The organism is Paenarthrobacter sp. NPDC090520 (genome assembly GCF_044769205.1).
In the GTDB taxonomy this organism is placed as follows: domain Bacteria; phylum Actinomycetota; class Actinomycetes; order Actinomycetales; family Micrococcaceae; genus Arthrobacter.
In genome coordinates this window covers 312,915-327,383 of sequence record NZ_JBIVXM010000002.1, presented here as the reverse complement: position 1 = coordinate 327,383, position 14,469 = coordinate 312,915, and the positions used below count along the sequence as shown (strand labels likewise).

The 14,469-nt window shown below is 64.1% G+C and carries 13 protein-coding genes; 9 read left to right on the top strand and 4 right to left on the bottom strand.

The window, feature by feature from the left end:
* Positions 1 to 28 precede the first annotated feature (28 nt).
* From ACIQTZ_RS04145 to ACIQTZ_RS04135, 3 genes are read left to right on the top strand one after another with little or no spacing between them, the layout of a single operon-like run.
* Positions 29 to 988: an ABC transporter ATP-binding protein gene (locus ACIQTZ_RS04145; protein ID WP_402977780.1), complete on the top strand. Its 960-nt coding sequence runs from the start codon at positions 29 to 31 to the stop codon at positions 986 to 988.
* Positions 985 to 1,749 (top strand): ABC transporter permease, encoded by a 765-nt coding sequence (locus ACIQTZ_RS04140; protein ID WP_402977777.1) that lies wholly within the window; start codon positions 985 to 987, stop codon positions 1,747 to 1,749. Before ACIQTZ_RS04145 ends, ACIQTZ_RS04140 begins: the two co-directional genes overlap by 4 nt.
* Before the next feature lie 32 nt (positions 1,750 to 1,781).
* On the top strand, positions 1,782 to 2,726 hold the full coding sequence (locus ACIQTZ_RS04135) for a heme A synthase (RefSeq protein WP_402977774.1): 945 nt from the start codon (positions 1,782 to 1,784) through the stop codon (positions 2,724 to 2,726).
* A gap of 367 nt (positions 2,727 to 3,093) precedes the next feature.
* Here the strand turns inward: ACIQTZ_RS04135 and ACIQTZ_RS04130 are convergent, their stop codons facing one another.
* Positions 3,094 to 4,056 carry a heme o synthase gene (locus ACIQTZ_RS04130; protein ID WP_397321786.1) on the bottom strand — a complete coding sequence of 321 codons (963 nt, stop codon included), beginning with the start codon at positions 4,054 to 4,056 and terminating at the stop codon, positions 3,094 to 3,096.
* 435 nt (positions 4,057 to 4,491) lie between these two features.
* Here ACIQTZ_RS04130 and tkt point away from each other — a divergent pair, with 435 nt between their 5' ends.
* The 6 genes from tkt to pgl are packed head-to-tail and all read left to right on the top strand — an operon-like array spanning position 4,492 to position 12,714.
* On the top strand, positions 4,492 to 6,606 hold the full coding sequence (gene tkt, locus ACIQTZ_RS04125) for a transketolase (RefSeq protein WP_402977973.1): 2,115 nt from the start codon (positions 4,492 to 4,494) through the stop codon (positions 6,604 to 6,606).
* A 33-nt stretch (positions 6,607 to 6,639) separates the two neighbouring features.
* Positions 6,640 to 7,758, top strand: coding sequence for a transaldolase (tal, locus tag ACIQTZ_RS04120; protein WP_400332318.1), 1,119 nt, complete (start codon positions 6,640 to 6,642; stop codon positions 7,756 to 7,758).
* 6 nt (positions 7,759 to 7,764) lie between these two features.
* Positions 7,765 to 9,396 (top strand): glucose-6-phosphate isomerase, encoded by a 1,632-nt coding sequence (locus tag ACIQTZ_RS04115; RefSeq protein ID WP_402977771.1) that lies wholly within the window; start codon positions 7,765 to 7,767, stop codon positions 9,394 to 9,396.
* Positions 9,397 to 9,411: 15 nt separating this feature from the next.
* A complete protein-coding gene (gene zwf / locus ACIQTZ_RS04110; RefSeq protein ID WP_402977768.1) occupies positions 9,412 to 10,968 on the top strand; it encodes a glucose-6-phosphate dehydrogenase in 1,557 nt (518 codons plus the stop codon).
* Positions 10,965 to 11,906, top strand: coding sequence for a glucose-6-phosphate dehydrogenase assembly protein OpcA (locus tag ACIQTZ_RS04105; protein ID WP_402977765.1), 942 nt, complete (start codon positions 10,965 to 10,967; stop codon positions 11,904 to 11,906). Before zwf ends, ACIQTZ_RS04105 begins: the two co-directional genes overlap by 4 nt.
* Positions 11,896 to 12,714, top strand: a complete 819-nt coding sequence (gene pgl / locus ACIQTZ_RS04100) for a 6-phosphogluconolactonase (protein ID WP_400332309.1) — start codon at positions 11,896 to 11,898, stop codon at positions 12,712 to 12,714. The genes ACIQTZ_RS04105 and pgl overlap by 11 nt, the downstream gene beginning before the upstream one ends.
* Here pgl and ACIQTZ_RS04095 read toward each other — a convergent pair.
* The 3 genes from ACIQTZ_RS04095 to tpiA all read right to left on the bottom strand — a co-directional run bounded on the left by ACIQTZ_RS04095 (position 12,667) and on the right by tpiA (position 14,316).
* Entirely contained in the window at positions 12,667 to 13,062 is a 396-nt protein-coding gene (locus ACIQTZ_RS04095; RefSeq protein WP_402977762.1) for an RNA polymerase-binding protein RbpA, read from the bottom strand. The two genes, pgl and ACIQTZ_RS04095, sit on opposite strands and share 48 nt — an antisense overlap.
* A gap of 144 nt (positions 13,063 to 13,206) precedes the next feature.
* Positions 13,207 to 13,464: a preprotein translocase subunit SecG gene (secG, locus tag ACIQTZ_RS04090; protein WP_017198454.1), complete on the bottom strand. Its 258-nt coding sequence runs from the start codon at positions 13,462 to 13,464 to the stop codon at positions 13,207 to 13,209.
* Between the two features lie 36 nt (positions 13,465 to 13,500).
* A complete protein-coding gene (gene tpiA / locus ACIQTZ_RS04085) occupies positions 13,501 to 14,316 on the bottom strand; it encodes a triose-phosphate isomerase (RefSeq protein ID WP_400332306.1) in 816 nt (271 codons plus the stop codon).
* Positions 14,317 to 14,469 lie beyond the last annotated feature (153 nt).

The window sequence follows — 14,469 nt, the reverse complement described above, 5'->3', positions numbered from 1 at the left end:
ACCGTACTACTTCGCGTAGAATACTTTGGTGCGATCCACCGACTCCCCTGTCCTTACCATAGACGGACTCATCAAGGATGTTGGCCCCCTGGCCTCCCTTGACGGCAAAATGCTCAGGGTTGTGAGTGGCGTTTCCCTGGTAGCGGAGCGCGGGCAAATCACCGCCCTCCTTGGCGCCAACGGTGCCGGCAAGACCACCACCCTCGAGTGCGCCCAAGGCCTGCAGAAACGGACAGGGGGCACCATCTCGCTCCTCGGCGAAGACCCGGACACCGCAGGGGCGGAACTGCGGTCCCGCGTTGGTGTGATGCTCCAGGACGGCGGCCTCCCGCCGTCGGCCCGCCCCCTTCCCTTGCTGCGCCATGTGGCCGGCATGTACGCGAACCCCATGGACCTTGACCTCCTGGTGGAACGGCTCGGCATCAACCAGTTCAGCAGGACCAGCGTCCGCCGGCTGTCCGGAGGGCAAAAACAGCGCCTCGCCCTGGCGGCCGCCCTGGTGGGCAATCCGGACATCCTCTTCCTGGACGAGCCCAGCGCAGGGCTTGATCCGCAATCGCGCCAGATCGTCTTCGACCTCATCGCCGAACTCCGCGACGCCGGCATGGGCATTGTGCTCACCACCCACCTGATGGACGACGCCGAGCGGCTCGCCGATTACGTCTACATCATCGACGGCGGGCACAACGTCGCCGAAGGAACCGTTGCCGAACTGTTGGCGAACGACCATTCGACGGACATCGCCGACAGGACCCTTTACTTCGACGCACCCGGCGGGCTGGACTTCAGCGCAGTTCTCCGCGCAGGCCTCCAGGTCACCGAAACAAGGTCAGGGAGCTACTCGGTCAGTGGCGCCTTGACTCCGGCGGACCTGGCAGCCTTGACCGCGTGGTGGGCAGAACGGAACATCATGCCCGCATCCCTCCGGCTTGAGGCACGCAGCCTGGAGGACGTATTCCTGGACCTTTCCGGAAGGGACCTTCGATGAGCAAACTCCTGGCACACAACGCAGGTCCGGCCTCCCTGTCCCGCCGCATCGTCCAACAGGGCAAGTACGAGACCATCACCATGCTCCGCAACGGAGAGCAGCTCATCCTGGCCATCGTATTGCCGCTCATGGCATTGGTGGGCCTGGCTGTTACTCCCCTGTTGGACGGCCTCGGCGGCTCCCGCGTTGATATCGCGACGCCGGGCATCCTGGCCCTCTGCGCCATGTCCACGGCCTTCACCGGCCAAGGCATCGCCACAGGATTCGACCGCCGCTACGGCGTCCTGCGCTTCCTGTCCACCACCCCGCTGGGCCGGGGTGGACTCATTGCCGGAAAGATCCTGGCCGTGCTGGTGGTGTTGTTCCTGCAGGTAGTGGTGGTCACCGTGGTTGCCGGTTTGCTGGGGTGGCGCCCCGAAGCGGCAGGCTGGCTGCCGGGGCTGGCTCTGTTGGTCCTCGGTGCTGCAGCGTTCACCGCCCTGGGGCTTCTGGTTGCGGGTACGGTGCGCCCGGAGGCCACGTTGGCCATCACCAACCTCCTGTGGATCCTCCTCGGCGCCCTGGGTGGCATTGTGGTTCCGGCCGAGAGACTCCCGGCGCTGGCCCAGAACATTGTGCATTTCCTGCCCTCCGGCGCCCTCGGACAAGCGTTGCGCGAGGCGTTCCTGCACGGAGCCATCGCCTGGCCCGCCGCCTTGGTCCTGCTGCTGTGGACACTGATTGCGGGCGCCGCGGCCATCCGCTGGTTCAAGTGGAACTGACCACCGAACGAGAACTGAGAAACGAGAAACCTGTGAGCACGGCATCACGCCTTCCCCAAACCTTTCAGCGGTTCACTTCCAAGCTCCCCACCGAGGTGAACCGGACCATCCGGCGCTTGGCCGTCCTGTCACTGATCGGTCAAACAGTGTTGGTTGTGACCGGCGGCGCCGTCCGCCTGACGGCCTCCGGCCTTGGCTGCCCCACGTGGCCACGATGCACCTCGGACTCCCTCGTCAACACTCCGGAAATGGGCATCCACGGATTCATCGAGTTCGGCAACCGCCTCCTGACGTTCGCACTGGCGGCCGTGGCCGCCCTCATGCTGGTCTACTTGTGGAACCTCCGCAAGCAACGGCGTGACCTCTTCCTTCTGGCACTTGGACTTCTGGCCAGCATCCCCGCGCAGGCCGTCATCGGCGGCATCACGGTTCTTTCCGGCTTGAATCCCTGGGTCGTGGGGTTGCACTTCCTGGTGTCCATGGCCTTGGTGGTGTTTGCCACCCTCCTGGTCAACCGGGCCTACGGGCGCACAGGGCGGTTCATGAACCGCACCCTGGTTCCGCTCCCGGCTGTTCTGCGCCCGGCAATGCTCGCAGTGGCCGTGTTCTCTGCCATCGCGGTGATGCTCGGAGTAGTGGTGACGGGCGCCGGCCCGCACGCAGGCGATGCCGACGCACCGAGGAACGACCTCGACTGGGACCTCTTCTCGCACATCCACGCCGTTCCGGCCTACCTGATCACGGCAGGCTCACTCTTTGCCGTCTACGTGGTGTTCCGGCACAAGATTGCCGGGCCCTTCCGCACGGCCTCGTACCTCATGGTGGCGGTCACCGTGTTGCAGGCCATCATTGGCTTTACCCAGTACTACAACGGCATCCCCGCCCTCCTGGTTGGCGCCCACATGCTCGGCGCGGCGCTCCTGATGAGCGCCTCAACCAACGCGGCAGACCTGGCGAAGGCGAGCCCGGTCAAGTAGGAGCACGGGAGGCTTGGCAGCCTGCCGCCAGCGGAAAGGCCCGACGGTGTTACTCAAGTCCCGAGTGCCGACGTCGGGCTTCTTCGTAGCCGGATCACGACAGCAGTGAGGGGCTGCCGTGTGAGAACATCCGTCTGGCGAACGCTCGCTCACGAAACGCCCCCGGCCCGACGACGCTCTCTCACTTTCCTGACGAATTGAGCGAGCGTCGGTCTGACGCGGCGCCTAGATGCGAGAGCGTTGGGCAGGACACCGGCGTTTCGTGAGAGAGCGATCCCAACGATGGGCGATTTGCTGGGAGAGCGTGCGGCGGGTGATTAACGGAAAAGTCCGACGTCGGACTGTGCGTAGCTGGAGCCTTGGGGCGTTAGCCGCCGATCAGCGGCGCACCCACGAAGGGATCGACGGCGAGGGCGATGAACAGCAGCGTCAGGTAGCTGATGGAACCGTGGAAGACCTTCATGGCGCCCTTGTTCGAAACGTCGCCACCCTGGGCCCGCTTGTACAAGGCGTGGCTCTCGTAGAGGAACCAGGCGCCGGCGGCGACCGCCGCAATGGTGTAGACCCAGCCCGCGCCGCCCACGGGGATCATCAGCAGCGAACATGCCACCATGGCCCATGCGTAAAGGACAACCTGCACCGAGACCACCTTGGCGCCGGCAATGGCACCCAGCATGGGCACTTTGGCATTGCGGTAGTCCTCGCCATAGCGCATGGAAAGGGGCCAGTAGTGCGGCGGGGTCCAGAGGAAGATCACCATGAAAAGGACGATCGCCGGCCATTCAACGGTGTTGGTCACTGCCGACCAGGCGATGAGTACCGGGAAGCAACCCGCTGCGCCGCCCCAGACAATGTTCTGCGCGGTGCGGCGCTTGAGGATCATCGTGTAGATGACGACGTAGAAGACGATTGCACCGAGGCCGAGCCACGCGGACAACGGGTTGGCACCGAACCAAAGGATCGCGATGGACGCGGCCCCGAGGATCCAAGCGAACACGAGCGCTTCGCGGGGAGTCACCTCTCCCGTCACCAGCGGACGCTTCTCGGTGCGGTGCATCAACTTGTCGATGTCCCGGTCGATGTAGCAGTTGAAGACGCCCGCGCTGCCGGCGGCAAAGGCTCCGCCCACCAGCGTTGCAAGGATCAGGCCAATGGAGGGGAAGCCTCGCTGGGCGAAGATCATGGTGGGCAGCGTGCTGACCAGGAGCAGTTCGATGACCCGGGGCTTGGTGAGGGCCAGATACGCCTTGAACTTACGGGAAATTCCGATGCCTCCCCGGGCCGGGGACGCGTTAAGGGGCGTATCAGTTGTGCTCACGGCGGCAGTCACTCTGTTCTATGCTCTGGGGTTCTCGCAGCGGCAGCGTCCGGTTGATGGTGGAACCGGGGGCCGGACACCGCTGGTGGCCTCCAAATATCATACCGTGGCCGGAAGTGGACCAATGTCCGCAAAATACGCCAATGTTTCCGAATCTTCACGCGTTCGGGGCGCCTTGGTGATTCATATAAGCGAATTTCTGTCCAGTTAGTGGGATTCCCTGAGTCCCACGCCACGTTTAGGGCTAAGCTGTGAAACAGATCAGCACACGTCGACTTTCCGGGAAACCGTATTCTCGGATTCTCCGTGCGACTGGATGAGAGATCAACGTTTCAATGGTGAACGGCTGGTAGACACATTGCAGCGGGCGCCATCCTGAGCTTCCTGCGCGCCGTGTTTCCAAAACCTGCCGTCAGCACAGAGAGGGGCTCGGTTTTCGTGCCACATTTGGAAGAGCAAGTACTGTCCTGGACCGATCTGGACCAGAAGGCTGTTGACACTGTTCGGGTGTTGGCTGCTGATGCTGTGGAGAAGGTCGGCAACGGCCACCCTGGTACGGCCATGAGCTTGGCTCCGGCGGCGTACCTGCTGTTCCAGAAGCTGATGCGCCACGACCCGAAGAACCCCGAGTGGATTGGCCGCGACCGCTTCATCCTCTCCCCGGGCCACACTTCCCTGACCCTGTACATCCAACTCTTCCTTTCCGGTTACGGCCTGGAACTGAAGGACCTCGAAGCACTGCGCACCTGGGGTTCGCTGACTCCGGGCCACCCGGAGTACAAGCACACCGCCGGCGTGGAAATCACCACGGGCCCGCTGGGCCAGGGCCTTGCGTCCTCGGTTGGTTTCGCTTACTCCCAGCGCCGCCAGCGCGGCCTGTTCGACGCCGATGCTCCCGCCGGCGAATCGCCGTTCGACCACACCATCTGGGTCATCGCTTCCGATGGTGACCTGCAGGAAGGCGTCACGTCCGAGGCTTCCTCCCTCGCCGGCCACCAGGAACTGGGCAACCTTGTTGTTGTCTACGATGAGAACCACATCTCGATCGAGGACGACACGGACATTGCGTTCACCGAAGACGTCCTGAAGCGTTACGAGGCCTACGGCTGGCACACCCACCGCGTGGACTGGACCAAGACCGGCGAGTACGTCGAAGACGTCCAGGAACTGTACTCGGCGTTGCTGGCTGCGAAGGCTGAGACCACCAAGCCGTCCATCATTTCGCTGCGCACCATCATCGGCTACCCGGCCCCGAAGAAGCAGAACACCGGCAAGATCCACGGCTCCGCACTCGGCGCCGAAGAAGTTGCCGCGCTGAAGTCGGTCCTCGGTTTCGACCCCGCCAAGTCCTTCGAGGTGGACCAGGAGGTCCTGGCCCACGCCCGCAAGGTTGTGGAGCGCGGTTCCGAAGAGCGGGCCGCGTGGCAGAGCAAGTTCGAGGCATGGCAGGCGTCCAACCCGGACGGCGCCGCGTTGCTCGAGCGCATCGAAGCCAAGAAGCTGCCCGTCGGCATCGACGCCGCCCTCCCGGTCTTCGAAGCCGGCAAGGACGTTTCCACCCGCGCAGCATCGGGCAAGGTCCTGAACGCGATCGGCCCGGTCCTTCCGGAACTCTGGGGCGGATCGGCTGACCTGGCCGAGTCCAACAACACCACCATCGAAGGTTCGCCGTCGTTCATCCCGGCCTCCCGCTCCACGGAAGCCTGGAAGGGCAACCCGTACGGCCGTGTGCTGCACTTCGGTATCCGCGAGCACGCCGCCGCCTCGATCGTGAACGGCATCTCCCTGGCTGGCCGCACCCGCGCGTTCTCCGGCACGTTCTTGATCTTCTCCGACTACCAGCGCCCCGCCATCCGCCTCGGCGCCCTCATGGGTGTTCCCTCCCTGTATGTCTGGACGCACGACTCCATCGGCCTGGGCGAAGACGGCCCCACCCACCAGCCGGTGGAGCAGCTCGCCTCGCTGCGCGCCATCCCCGGCCTGGACGTTGTCCGCCCCGGAGACGCCAACGAAGTCTCCGCAGCATGGAAGGCCATGCTGGAGAACCACGAGAACCCGGCCGGTATTGTCCTGACCCGCCAGAACATCCCCACCTACGCCCGTGGCGAAGGTGCAGCAAACGGTGACACCTTTGCGTCCACCGCAGGTGTTGCCAAGGGCGGCTACGTGCTGGCCGAGGCTTCCAAGGACGGCGAAACAGCTGACGCGCAGGTCATCCTGATCGGCACCGGCTCCGAGGTCCAGCTCGCCGTCCAGGCCCGCGAAGCACTCCAGTCCGAGGGCATCGCCACCCGCGTTGTCTCCATGCCTTGCGTCGAGTGGTTCAAGAAGCAGGACGAGGCCTACCGCGAATCCGTCCTCCCCGGCTACGTCAAGGCACGCGTATCCGTCGAAGCAGGCCTCGCCCTCGGCTGGCAGGAATTCGTCGGCGACGCCGGCCGCTCCATCAGCCTCGAGCACTTCGGCGCTTCCGCCGACTACAAGCGCCTGTTCAACGAATTCGGCATCACCGCCGAAGCTGTTGCAGCCGCTGCCAAAGACTCCCTCGCAGACCTTTCTTAGTAATCGTCTGAAATCCCATCAAGGAGAAAACCAATGACCAGCACTCCCACGCAGCAGCTGTCTGACGCCGGCGTTTCCATCTGGCTCGACGACCTCTCCCGCAACCGCCTGGAAACGGGCACGCTGCAGAAGCTCATTGACGAGAAGAACGTGGTTGGCGTGACTACCAACCCGTCGATCTTCCACGCCGCCATCACCTCCGGAACGGACTACGACGCAACCATTGCAGCCAAGGCCGCAGAGGGTGCCAGCGTCGAAGAAACCATCTTCGAGATCACCACCACTGATGTGGCGGACGCTTGCGACCTCTTCGCCCCGCTCGCAGCGGCCACCAACGGTGTTGACGGCCGTGTATCCATCGAGGTCGACCCGCGCCTCGCCTGGGACACCGCCGGCACCATCGCCGAGGCCAAGCACCTCTACGCCAAGGTCAACAAGGACAACGTCCACATCAAGATTCCGGCAACCTTGGAAGGCCTCGAAGCCATCACTGCCACGCTGGCTGAGGGCATCAGCGTCAACGTGACCCTGATCTTCTCGCTGGAGCGGTACCGTGCAGTCATCAACGCTTTCCAGTCCGGCCTTGAGCAGGCCAAGGAGAACGGCCACGATCTGTCCACGATCCACTCGGTCGCCTCGTTCTTCGTTTCCCGCGTGGACACCGAGATCGACAAGCGCCTTGACGGCATCGGCACCGACGAGGCCAAGGCTCTTAAGGGCAAGGCAGGCGTCGCCAACGCACGCCTTGCCTACCAGGTCTACGAAGAGCTGTTCTCCACGGAACGCTGGAACGTGCTCGCAGAAGCGGGCGCACTCCCCCAGCGTCCGCTGTGGGCTTCCACCGGCGTCAAGGACCCGGCATACCCGGACACCCTCTACGTGACCGAACTGGTTGCCGCCGGCGTAGTGAACACCATGCCGGAGAAGACCCTGGATGCCACCTTCGACCACGGTGTGGTCACCGGCGACACCATCAGCGGCACGTACGAAGACGCCAACGCCGTCCTCAACGCCCTTGAAAACCTCGGTGTCTCCTACAACGACGTCGTTGCGCTCCTCGAGTCCGAGGGACTCGAGAAGTTCGTGGCCAGCTGGAAGGAACTGCTGGCCGACGTCGAAGGCGCACTTGCTACCGCACGGAAGGCTTCCTAACCAACAATGAGCACAATCAGCTTTGACGCCAGCGGTGCCGCACAGCAGGCAATCGCCCAGCACATTGACAGCCTGGTCGAAGACAGGATCGCTACGCGGATCTTCGCCAAGGACCACACGCTGTGGGGTCCGGACGCGGAGTCGGAATCCGCTATCCGCCTTGGATGGGTTGAGGCTCCGGCCATTTCCCAGCCATTGGTCGGCCAGATCCTCGAGTTGCGTGACGCGCTCCGCGCCGAAGGCGTTTCCCATATTGTCCTGTGTGGCATGGGTGGATCGTCTTTGGCACCGGAAGTCATTGCCGGCACCGCTGGCGTCGAGCTGACTGTTCTCGACAGCACCGATCCTGAACAGGTCAGTGCTGCCCTCGCGGACCGGCTGGCTGAAACGGCGATCGTCGTTTCGTCCAAGTCCGGTTCCACTGTTGAGACGGATTCCCAGCGCCGGGTGTTCGAGAAGGCGTTCAACGACGCCGGGATCGACGCCAAGAGCCGGATCATCATCGTGACCGATCCGGGCTCGCCCCTGGACAAGGCGTCCCGCGAAGCCGGTTACCGTGCCGTGTTCAACGCAGACCCGAACGTCGGCGGCCGTTTCTCGGCCCTGACGGCCTTCGGCCTGGTCCCGTGCGGCTTGGCCGGCGTGGATATCCAGGCGTTCCTTGATGAGGCCGAAGAAGCCGGAGAGGTCCTCAACGAGGACTCCTCGGACAACATTGGCCTGTCCCTCGGTGTTGCCCTGGGCGGGACCAACCCGCTACGGAACAAGATCGTCATCGCAGAGGACGGATCCGGCATTGTTGGCTTCGCTGATTGGGCGGAACAGCTCATTGCCGAATCCACCGGCAAGCTCGGCACCGGTGTCCTGCCTGTTGTCGCTGGCCCGGACTCCCCCGAAGCCCGCGGCGGTGCAGACGACGTGCTGGTCATCCGCCTGGTCGGTGCGGATGACGACGTCGAACTTCGCGAGAACGAGGTGGCCATCGCCGGTGGCCTGGCCACGCAGATGTTCGTCTGGGAATTTGCTACCGCCGTCGCCGGTCGCCTCCTGGGTATCAACCCGTTCGACCAGCCCGACGTTGAAGCCGCCAAGGTTGCCGCTCGTGGCCTGCTCGATGCCCGTCCCGAACCGACGCCTGCTGCCTTCACCGACGGTGCCGTGGAAGTACGCGGCGGCGATTGGCTCGGCTCCTCGGCGACTGTTACGGACGCTGTGCAGGCGCTTCTTGGCCAGCTCGGCACCGATGGTTACCTCAGCGTCCAGGCGTACCTGGACCGCATCAGCCATGCACCCCTGGAGGGCATCCGCGATGAACTCGCAGCTGCCAGCGGGCGTCCGGTGACATTCGGTTGGGGGCCCCGCTTCCTGCACTCCACCGGGCAGTTCCACAAGGGCGGCCCCGCCATCGGTGTGTTCCTGCAGGTCACTGCAGCGTCCTCCCTTGATCTTGAAATTCCTGAGCGGCCCTTCACCTTCGGTCAACTCATTGCGGCCCAGGCCTCGGGCGACGCCCAGGTCCTCGAAAGCCACGGCCGACCCGTCTTGCGCCTGCACCTCACCGAGCGTGCCGCAGGCGTAGCACAGCTCCAGGATGTCATCGCTGCGTTGGCCGGTCAGCCCAGCGCACTCGAAAGCTAAGGCACAAAACCTAAAATGCCAGATACTGAAAACGGCAGGAAGACTGCTGGTTTGCGGAATCCGTTGCGGGATCCGCGGGATCGTCGTTTGAGTCGTATTGCTGGGCCGTCGTCGTTGGTGTTCTTTGGGGTCACTGGTGATCTTGCCCGTAAGAAGTTGATGCCTGCGGTGTATGACTTGGCTAATCGTGGGTTGTTGCCGCCGAGTTTCGCTTTGGTGGGTTTCGGCCGGCGTGAGTGGGATAACGCTGACTTTGCCGCTGAGGTCAAAGAGAACGTGAAGGCGCACGCGCGGACGAAGTTTGATGAAGCCGTGTGGGAGCAGCTCGCCTCCGGTATCCGTTTCGTGACGGGTGAGTTCGATGATGATGATGCGTTCGAGCGGCTCGGGGACGTGTTGGAGGAGTTGGATGAAACCCGCGGCACCCGCGGTAATCATGGCTTCTATCTCTCGATCCCGCCGAAGGCGTTTGAGCAGGTTTGCCGGCAGTTGTCCAAGCATGGGTTGGCGCAGGCCAAGACCGGGCAGTGGCGTCGGGTGGTGATCGAGAAGCCGTTCGGTCATGACCTGGACTCGGCCCGGGCGTTGAATGACATTGTGGAGTCGGTGTTCCCGCCGGATGCGGTGTTCCGGATTGACCATTATTTGGGCAAGGAAACGGTGCAGAACATCCTGGCGTTGCGGTTCGCGAACCAGTTGTTCGAGCCGTTGTGGAACGCGAATTACGTGGACCATGTGCAGATCACGATGGCCGAGGATATCGGTACCGGTGGCCGGGCGGGGTATTACGACGGTGTGGGTGCGGCCCGGGACGTGATCCAGAACCACCTGCTGCAGTTGCTGGCGTTGACGGCGATGGAAGAGCCGATCTCGTTCAACGCCGATGATTTGCGGGCGGAGAAGGAAAAGGTCCTCGCCGCGGTCAAACTCCCCGAGGATTTGTCCACGCATTCGGCGCGGGGGCAGTTCACCGGTGGCTGGCAGGGCGGGGAACAAGTCCAGGGGTACCTGGAGGAAGACGGCATCCCCGCCGATTCCAAGACCGAGACGTTCGCGGCGATCCGGGTGGACATCAACACCCGCCGGTGGGCCGGGGTGCCGTTCTACCTCCGCGCCGGTAAACGCCTGGGTCGGCGGGTCACGGAGATCGCGGTGGTGTTCAAACGCGCCCCGAACCTGCTCTTCCGTGACCACGGCGAGGATGACTTCGGGCAGAACGCGGTGGTGATCCGGGTCCAGCCCGATGAGGGCGCCACGATCCGGTTCGGGTCCAAGGTCCCGGGCACGCAGATGGAAGTCCGGGACGTGACCATGGACTTCGGCTACGGTCACTCCTTCACCGAATCTTCCCCGGAAGCCTACGAGCGGTTGATCCTGGACGTGCTCCTGGGCGAGCCGCCGCTGTTCCCCCGCCACCAGGAAGTGGAACTGTCCTGGAAGATCCTTGACCCGTTCGAGGACTACTGGGCGTCCCTGGATGAACAACCGCAACCCTACGCACCGGGCAGTTGGGGGCCGGCTTCGGCCGATGAGCTCCTGGCCCGTGACGGACGAACCTGGAGAAGGCCATGATTGTCGATCTGCCGGACACCACCACCTCGAAAATTTCCAAGAAAATCACCTCCCTGCGCGAGCAAGGCGGGGTGATCGCCCTGGGCCGGGTCCTGACCCTGGTCGTCGTGACCAAATCCGGGCAAGAAGAAGAAGCGATCGAAGCCGCGAACGAAGCCAGCCGGGAACACCCCTGCCGGATCATCGTCCTGGCCGACGCCGGCGCCGAAGCCCCGGACCGGCTCGACGCGCAAATCCGCGTCGGCGGTGACGCCGGCGCGTCCGAAGTGATCGTGCTGCGCGGCTACGGCCAAATGGCCCACGAAAGCGAATCCCTCGTCGCCGGACTCCTCCTCCCCGACGCACCCATCGTCGCATGGTGGCCCCACGGCGCCCCCGCATCGGCCTGCGAAACCTCCATCGGAGCCATCGCCCACCGCCGCATCACCGACTCCGCCAACGAACCCGACCCCGCCCAAGCCCTCGACACCATCCGCAACACCTACAAAGCCGGAGACACCGACCTCGCCTGGACCCGCCTCACCAACTGGCGCATCCAACTCGCCGCGGTGCTCGACCAGGTGGACAGTGATCCGGTGTCCGCCATTGCTGTCGAAGGTGCCTCGGACTCCCCCAGCACGCTTCTGCTGGCTGCGTGGTTGACGTTGGCACTTGAAGCACCGGTGACCATCGTGGCCGATCCTGCCGGTACGGGCATCCGCCGTGTGCGGCTGACCCGCGCCAGCGGAGATGTGCAACTGTTCCGTCCAGGACTGTCCGTCGCCGAGCTCACCCAGCCAGGCCAGCCGGCGCAGCGCATCACCCTGCCGCGGCGCAGCCTCAAGGACTGCCTCGCCGAAGAACTCCGCCGGCTCGACCCCGACGAAGTCTTCGGAGAAGTGATTACGATGGGACTGCCACTTACCAGCCAGAGGAGAGTCCAGACCAGTGCACGCTGAGCCAAGAGTAAGCATCCACCCAGACTCCAAAGTGTTGATGGCCGCCATTGCGGCACGACTCATCACCAAGCTCGTGGACGTCCAGGACAAGCACGGCGAAGCCACGGTGGTCCTCACCGGCGGAACAGTGGGTATCGGTACTTTGCGGGCGGTCGCCGACTCGGCAGCCGCTCCCGCGGTGGACTGGTCGAGGGTGAACTTCTGGTGGGGCGACGAACGCTTCGTCTCCGCCGACAGCGGTGACCGGAACACACGGCAGGCCCGTGAGGCGCTTCTGGCGCACCTTCCGGTGGATCCCGAGCGCATCCACGAACCTGGCTCCTCGGATGACTTCGCAACAGCCGAGGAAGCTGCCGCAGACTATGCGGACCGTTTGAAGGCAGCCGCCGAAGCCGAACACGCGGCCGACATGTCTGATGACCGGCCCGAGGAACCGGGCACCTTGCCCCGCTTCGACGTCCTCCTGCTGGGCGTCGGCCCGGATGCCCACGTTGCTTCGTTGTTCCCGGAGCAGGCAGCCATCCGGGTCAAGGACCGTACTGTGGTGGGCGTTGAAAACTCACCCAAGCCGCCGCCGTCGCGGGTCTCCCTGACCTTGCCCGCCATCAACACCGCCCAGGAAATCTGGATGGTAGTAGCCGGAGAAGACAAGGCCGGTGCTGTCGGGCTTGCCTTGGCCGGCGCCAATCCCGTACAGGTGCCTGCAGCCGGCCCGGTGGGCCGCTCAAGGACCCTGTGGCTGATCGACGAGAACGCCGCCTCACGTGTCCCGCAGCAGCTGGTCCGGAAGGACCCCGCGGGCGCGTAGCCTCTCAAGCGCTCCGGCCAGGACAATTTCTGCGTCCTGGCTGGAGCGTCTTTCTTTAACGTAGTCCAGGTGCGACTTGAAGATTTCGTCGTCCGGGCGTGCTGCTGCTGGATGCAGCGGGTCACGGGACGCCGGTAGCCCACACTTAGGGCAGTCCCAGGTCTTGGGAATTTGCTCGTCCGGCAGCTTAAGAAAAACAAGCCGCGTTTCGTGTCCCTTGGCGCACCAATACGGAACACGAATACGCGGCAATTGTTCTCCGTCACTGTGGTCGCTCTGATTTCTCGGTGCGGACCCTTGGGTTATTCCCACTCGGGTCCCCCGGTAACCGGGCGTGCCATGAACCATTTCGAACCCCTAGCGACTCGGTGGTCGGCCGTATGGCCCGTGGGCCTGACGGCCAACACCGACAGTCTAATGCCAGGTGCACGACGGCGGCACCAAACTTTGGTGCCGCCGTTCAGGATGGCGTGACGAACTTTCCGGAGAAGATCAGGAATCCCCGCCGGAGGTGAAACGCATGATGAGGCCGAGGCCGATGATGACCACTCCCCAGGTGATGCCAAGGATGATGGTGAACCTGTTGAGGTTCCGCTCCGCAACGCCGGACGAGCTCAAACCGGAGCTCATGCCACCACCGAACATATCGGACAAGCCGCCACCACGGCCCTTGTGCAGGAGAATGAGCAGCGTCAGCAGAAGGCTGGTAATGCCCAGCAGGATCTGCAGGATAACTTGAAGAACGTCCACGACGGCCTTTCGAAGAAGCGGAAAGCGGGAGCCGGACTAGTCCGTGACGAGGTGGCTCTCGAACCTGACAATGTTAGCAAACTCCGCCGGGTCAAGGCTGGCGCCACCCACCAGGAGACCGTCCACGTCCGGCTCGGCAAGGATCGCGGCGGCATTGTTTGCCTTGACCGATCCACCGTACAGCAGGCGGGTCTTGGCAGCGACATCGGCATCGAACAGTTCTGTCAGCTCGGCGCGGATGGCGGCACACATTTCCTGTGCGTCCTCAGGTCCGGCGACTTCGCCGGTTCCGATGGCCCATACGGGTTCGTAGGCAACCACCAGATCAGCTGCCTGCTCCGCGGTGAGGCCTTCAACGTCGGTCCGAAGCTGTGCAAGCGTGTGCTCCACGTGCGTGCCGGCCTGGCGGACCTCGAGTCCCTCGCCAACACAGAGGACGGGGGTGACCTCGTGCCGGTAAGCGGCCTTGACTTTGGCGTTCAGGACCTCGTCGGATTCATGGTGGATAGTCCGGCGCTCACTGTGCCCCACCAGGACATACGAGCAGCCCAGCTTGTTGAGGAACTGGCCGGAAATGTCGCCCGTGTAGGCACCCGAGTCGAACTGGGACAGATCCTGGCCACCGTAAGCGACCTCGAGGTCGTCGCCCTGAACCAGCGTCTGCACGCCACGGAGATCGGTGAAGGGCGGGAAGACCGCCACTTCAACACGCTTGTAGTCGTGCTTCGCGTCGTCAAGCGTCCACGCGAGCTTCTGCAGCAACGTGATGCCCTGGACGTGGTCCATGTTCATCTTCCAGTTGCCTGCGATAAAGGGTTTGCGGACAAAATTGCCGTTGGCAGAGGTAGTCACGTGAACTCCAAAGGGATGCGTTGAATATGGACGGGGGGGGGGGGGGGGGGGGGGGGGGCGCGCCCCCGCGGCGGGGGGGGGGGGGCGGGCCCGCCGGGCCCGCCCCGCACGGAGAGGGGAGGGTACGGGAGGGGGGCGCCGCCCCCCCGGACG

Bases quoted from the DNA above. Each gene is read 5' to 3' on its own strand.
- ACIQTZ_RS04140 (WP_402977777.1), top strand. From the start codon at position 985: ATGAGCAAACTCCTGGCACACAACGCAGGTCCGGCCTCCCTGTCCCGC.
- tal (WP_400332318.1), top strand. From the start codon at position 6,640: ATGACCAGCACTCCCACGCAGCAGCTGTCTGACGCCGGCGTTTCCATC.
- ACIQTZ_RS04115 (WP_402977771.1), top strand. From the start codon at position 7,765: ATGAGCACAATCAGCTTTGACGCCAGCGGTGCCGCACAGCAGGCAATC.
- zwf (WP_402977768.1), top strand. From the start codon at position 9,412: ATGCCAGATACTGAAAACGGCAGGAAGACTGCTGGTTTGCGGAATCCG.
- ACIQTZ_RS04105 (WP_402977765.1), top strand. From the start codon at position 10,965: ATGATTGTCGATCTGCCGGACACCACCACCTCGAAAATTTCCAAGAAA.
- ACIQTZ_RS04095 (WP_402977762.1), bottom strand. From the start codon at position 13,062: ATGGTTCATGGCACGCCCGGTTACCGGGGGACCCGAGTGGGAATAACC.